The sequence below is a fragment of the Brochothrix sp. genome (assembly GCF_017549435.1).
GTDB lineage: Bacteria > Bacillota > Bacilli > Lactobacillales > Listeriaceae > Brochothrix > Brochothrix thermosphacta.
This window is the reverse complement of record NZ_JAFYUW010000160.1, coordinates 1-4,447: the sequence shown is the minus strand read 5'-3', so window position 1 is coordinate 4,447 and position 4,447 is coordinate 1. Positions and strand designations below refer to the sequence as shown.

General features: G+C 39.6%; 4 protein-coding genes and 1 riboswitch. All 4 genes read left to right on the top strand.

The window, feature by feature from the left end:
• Nucleotides 1-522: bifunctional ornithine acetyltransferase/N-acetylglutamate synthase (locus IKV95_RS10450; RefSeq protein WP_287451790.1), on the top strand; the 522-nt coding region annotated here is incomplete at its 5' end.
• Between the two features lie 14 nt (nt 523-536).
• Nucleotides 537-1,286 (top strand): acetylglutamate kinase, encoded by a 750-nt coding sequence (gene argB / locus IKV95_RS10445; protein WP_029092392.1) that lies wholly within the window; start codon nt 537-539, stop codon nt 1,284-1,286.
• The gene (locus IKV95_RS10440; RefSeq protein ID WP_287451788.1) at nt 1,287-2,450 is read left to right on the top strand and encodes an acetylornithine transaminase; all 1,164 of its coding nucleotides are present in this window, start codon (nt 1,287-1,289) and stop codon (nt 2,448-2,450) included.
• A 44-nt stretch (nt 2,451-2,494) separates the two neighbouring features.
• Nucleotides 2,495-2,668, top strand: a riboswitch (Lysine riboswitch).
• A 147-nt stretch (nt 2,669-2,815) separates the two neighbouring features.
• On the top strand, nt 2,816-4,027 hold the full coding sequence (locus IKV95_RS10435) for an aspartate kinase (protein ID WP_069125676.1): 1,212 nt from the start codon (nt 2,816-2,818) through the stop codon (nt 4,025-4,027).
• The last annotated feature ends 420 nt before the right edge of the window (nt 4,028-4,447 follow it).

Here is a 4,447-nt window from a genome sequence, read left to right as displayed (position 1 = left end):
ATGGTATTGGTAATGGCAAACGGGATGGCAGGTAATAAGCCTATTTCAGCACATCATCCTGAAATGACTCTCTTTAAAGAAGCGTTATTATATGTCTGCACAGTGTTATCGAAAAAAGTAGCTGAAGATGGTGAAGGGGCAACTAAATTGATTGAAGTTACTGTTAATGGGGCATTGCATAAAGAAGAGGCACGTTTGATTGCGAAAACGGTTGTTGGTTCTAACCTTGTAAAAGCGGCATTCTTTGGCGAAGACGGGAACTGGGGACGAATTATTGATGCTGTCGGGTATTCTGGGGTACCTGTAAATCCAGATACAGTCGATATTAGTATTTCCGATGTTGCGGTGTTGGTACAAAGCGAGCCAGTAGAAGTAGATGAAGCAGCGGTACTATCCCCTGTGTTACAACAAAAAGAAGTGAGTGTCGTAATTGATTTACATTTAGGAACAGAAACAGGCACAGCCTGGGGATGTGATTTAAGTTATGATTACGTCAAAATAAATGCGGCTTATCGAACATAAGAGGAGGAATACATATGAGTGGAACAATTGTTATTAAATTAGGAGGCAATGCGTTAGAAAAAATAGAACCTGCTTTTTTTGAGCAAATCAAGGATTGGCAAAACGCTGGCAAACGGTTGGTGTTTGTTCATGGAGGCGGGCCTCAAATAGATGAATTATTAACAAAGCTTCATGTTGATATTGAAAAGAAAAATGGCTTGCGTGTGACAAGTCGTGAAGTATTGGATGTGGCAACAATGGTGCTGGCAGGAAAAATCAATACACAAATGGTGTTGAAGTTTGCAGCGAAAGGATTCCAGTCGATAGGATTAAATGGGAGCGACAACCTTTTATTGCGCGTCACACCCGTTCAAGATAAAGCATTGGGTTATGTTGGTACGGTTGATCGTGTGAATGCTAATTTTTTGAATATGCTATTAGACCAAGGTTTGACACCTGTTATTGCACCATTAGGAGTAGACGCCAATTTCCAATTGTACAATGTGAATGCGGACATTGCAGCCTGTCATATCGCGGGTGCTTTGCAAGCTGAAAAACTAATCCTACTTACGGACGTGCCAGGCGTATTTGCGCATCAACGTGTAATTCAAGAATCAGTACCTCAAATGATGACAGATTACATTGACCGTGGCATTATTATCGGGGGGATGATTCCAAAAGTGAAAGGTGCAGTGACGGCTGTTAATCGAGGTGTTAAGAGCGTTCACATTACAGATAAATTACATCTTTCAGGGACGGCGATTACTAAAAAGGCGGTGATTTAAATGGCAGCATTGATGGGAAACTATAGTCGAATTCCACTAGCAATTGAGTCAGCAGAGGGGGCCTATGTAACAGATGAAATGGGTAAACAATATCTTGATTTCACATCAGGTATTGCAGTTTGTAATTTGGGACATCGTCATCCGGCAGTAGAGCTAGCGGTAACAGAACAGTTGAAAAAAGTGTGGCACATGTCAAATCTATTTGAAAATCGACTGCAAGAAACTGTGGCTGAAGCAATTGTTCAGCATTTAGAAGAAGGACAAGTGTTCTTTTGTAATAGTGGTGCAGAAGCAAATGAAGCAGCCATTAAGTTAGCACGTAAAAAAACGGGTAAAACAACTATTTTTACGTTTCAACACTCTTTTCATGGACGTACGGTAGCAGCAATGACAGCAACGGCTCAAGCTAAAATACACGATGGTTTTGGTCCGTTACCAACAGGTTTTACCTATTTACCTTATAATGATAGTGCTGCTTTGAAAGCTGCTATTGAAAAAGATGAGGATGTTGCAGCTGTAATGTTAGAACTGATTCAAGGTGAAGGTGGCGTTCATGTTGCGGAACAGTCATTCATCGATGAGGTGATAGCAATTTGCCAGGCACATAATATTTTAGTGATTGTTGATGAGGTTCAAACAGGTTTTGGAAGAACAGGTCAATTATTTGCTTCACAAAACTATTCATTTGTACCCGATATCATGACATTAGCAAAAGGAATTGCGAACGGCATTCCAGCAGGCGCGCTCTATGCAAAAACGGCAGTGGCCCAAGCATTTACGCCAGGATCACATGGCTCAACATTTGGTGGTAATTATTTAGCGATGGCTGCTTCTGAAGCGGTGATAAACACAATGACGGCGGAAGGATTCTTAGCACAAGTAGACGCAACAAGCATCAACTTAGTAAGTGAATTACAGTTGCTGACCGAAAAATTCCCGTTTTTTAAAACTGTTCGAGGACAAGGGTTATTGATAGGGATCGAGTGTGATAGTGCTGTTGCTGATTTTATTACAGCCTGTCGTAAAGAAGGCTTATTGGTATTGTCAGCAGGAACCAATGTGCTAAGATTATTGCCACCATTAACGATTACAACAGTTGAATTAAATAAGGCTATCGCAATTCTCACAAAGGTATTAAAAAATAAAGATACAATTGAGGGTTGATTCGTAGGTGAAGGTAAGCTACAATAAGAACAATAGTTAAATAGAATGTGGATAGAGGCGCGAGAGCTATCAGTAGGGTATTGGATGTGTTTACGAGCACAGTTGAAAGTATTTGAAAGGGGTTATCGCCGAAGTGGGGGACGTTCGTTAATGAACCTGCTGGTGTGTTGTATAAGATATAACACATTGTCAAGAAGTCTTGGAGGGCTATTCTCATTGAAAACATACAAACTGATTGTTTGGAACGTTGTCAATTTGAGAAACTAAGCGCAGGCTTATGCTCTTAAAATGGCGACGTTTTTTTGAATATAAACACTGGACAACCGTTCGTTTAACTAAATCGTACACAGAGGAGAGTGACAGGCGTGGGGAAAGTGGTTTTAAAATTTGGTGGCACATCTGTCGGTGATGTTGCAAAAATTAAAGCAACCGCAGAGCAGGCAATCAGAGAAAAAGAAAAGGGACATGAAGTAGTTGTAGTTGTTTCAGCAATGGGAAAATCAACCGATCATTTGGTTAATTTAGCAGAACAAATCAATCCCAAAGCACCATCTCGTGAAATGGACATGTTATTATCAACAGGAGAACAGGTCACGATTGCTTTATTGGCAATGGCAATAGAACATGAAGGACATGCAGCAATTTCATATACGGGTTGGCAAGCGGGATTGGTGACAGAAGAGATTCATGGCAATGCAAGAATTCAAAATATTCTTACTACTAATGTGGGTAAAGCGTTAGATGAGGGGAAAATTGTTGTTGTTGCAGGGTTTCAAGGTTTAAGTGAAAATGGTGAGATTACAACTTTAGGACGTGGGGGATCCGATACAACCGCAGTTGCTTTAGCTGCAGCACTTGGAGCTGAAAAATGCAGTATATGTACAGATGTTGTTGGTGTTTATACAAGTGATCCTCGTTATATTTCAGAGGCGCGTAAACTTGCTGAAATTGATTACGATGAAATGCTTGAATTAGCTAATTTAGGAGCGGGTGTTTTACATCCTCGTGCAGTTGAGTATGCTAAAAATTTTAATATACCACTTGAGGTTCGTGGCGCACATGTAGTTGAAGTAGGAACAATGATTAAGGAGGGAAATTTATTGGAAACAAAACAAGTTGTAAGAGGTGTTGCATTTGATGATAAAATCGCACGTATTCGAGTGAGTTTTAAATCAGTTGATAAAATGAATGTGGCATGTATCTTTACGAAACTAGCAGAAGAGCATGTGAATGTTGATATCATTGTTCAAAGTATCGGTGAGGAAGCTGGACCATCAGCAGTATCTTTTTCATTAAAAGAAGCAGACTTAGAAGAAGCGTTACGCGTATTAGAACAAAACAAGGCAGCGATTGGTTATCATGATCTTGTAACTGAAAGCGGCTTAGCAAAAGTATCGATTGTAGGATCTGGAATGGTTTCAAACCCTGGTGTAGCCGCTCAAATGTTTACAGTGTTGCGCAATGCGGGCATCTCAGTTCGGATGATTAGTACGTCTGAAATTAAAGTTTCAGTGGTTGTACCAGAAGTTAAAATGTTGGAAGCGGCTGAGGTTTGTCACCAAACATTCGATGTTTAATTAATAGAAATTTTAACCCTGACAGTCGTCGGGGTTCTTTTTTTGAAATAAATTAAAAAGGAATGTTGGTATAGTTAATAGTAATTATTTTACTAGTGTGACACAGGAGTTATTGCGTCAGTTATTAGTTAGACAGTACCGCTAATCATTTGCAACCGTTGCTATCTAGCTTGTACAATAGAATGAGTGTCTTCTTATGGATAGAACATTAAAACTTTTTCTTAATACAGAGGAGGCAAGGGGGAGGTCAATATGACTGAAAAAAATATTAAAAGTGAAGCCGGTATTTTAAGTGCTAATATCGCAGTGATCGTCACCTTTTTATATCTCATAAGTGTGGCAATGATTTTTTTAGTTACGGGTGATAAGAAGCTTGTTATTTTGCAAACTACCTGGTATTTATTAGGTGTTATGGTCATT

Coding starts and splice junctions, on each gene's coding strand:
- argB (WP_029092392.1), top strand. CDS start 537: ATGAGTGGAACAATTGTTATTAAATTAGGAGGCAATGCGTTAGAAAAA.
- IKV95_RS10440 (WP_287451788.1), top strand. CDS start 1,287: ATGGCAGCATTGATGGGAAACTATAGTCGAATTCCACTAGCAATTGAG.